Below are 935 nucleotides of genomic sequence, written 5' to 3'. Positions count from 1 at the left end.
CGTTGTCAATGTAAAGGTCCATGCGTCTGCGGTGGAAGAGATACCTGTTGTCAGTGAAATATCGGATACAGAGAAACATTTATGTCTGCAGCGACGGACACTTGATGTCAGTGGGATCGCTGTACGGAAAAAGGACACAATCCGTATACGGGAAGAAATGACGCTCCCGGGTAATAAGGCCAATATGCTGGAACTGATCTGGGGTGAGGTCCAGAACCGACGCGTGGATATACGGCCCCAGGATGATAAACTGCTGCTGAGGGGAGAGGCTTCTGTATTCTGTCTTTACAGCGGGGAAAATGAAGAAAATCCTTTTGAATATGCAGAAGCAGATCTGCCATGGCAGGCAGAGCTTCCATGCAGCGGCATGAGAGAAGATATGATCGTCAATAGTCATTTACATAAAATCGCTCAGTCCCTGGAAATGAAAGCGGATATGGATGGCGAAATGCGTCTGGTGATGGCGGAGATGGTTCTGGAGATTGATCTTGAAGCGTATGAAGAGAAAAAATTGCAGACTGTATCGGATGTGTACAGTCTGAAACGTCAGTTGGTGCCGGTTTATCAGGAGGCAGCGATGCGCCGGGTATGCATTCGCAATCAGACAGAGTGTAAGTTGTATGAAAAGGTGCGCATGCCGGGAGAACATGCCGGGGTTCTGCAGCTTTGTCATCCATGGGCAGAAATCAGGATGGACCGTCTGGAACTGACGGAAGAAGGTATAAGGGCAGAGGGTGTGGCGGATGTGCATATTCTCTATGTTAACGAGGATGACCATCTGCCCCTGGATATTGCCGGTGTGATGATCCCTTTTGCCTGTATGATTGAGACCGGTGTATTGCCGAAGGATGTTTGTTTTGAAGTGCAGCCGTATCTGGATCAGATCAGTGCCGTGATGGCAGGCGGTGATACGGCAGAGGTGAAAATGACGGTTC

At 49.2% G+C, this 935-nt stretch carries 1 protein-coding gene; it reads left to right on the top strand.

Features of this window, described 5'->3' with window-relative positions:
• A partial coding sequence (locus tag WMO25_RS18410) for a DUF3794 domain-containing protein (RefSeq protein WP_349086704.1) occupies positions 1-935 on the top strand: 935 nt, incomplete at both ends.

It is taken from the genome of Coprococcus intestinihominis, assembly GCF_040096555.1.
Taxonomy (GTDB): domain Bacteria; phylum Bacillota; class Clostridia; order Lachnospirales; family Lachnospiraceae; genus Coprococcus_A; species Coprococcus_A intestinihominis.
This window is presented reverse-complemented; position numbering and strand designations above follow the sequence as displayed.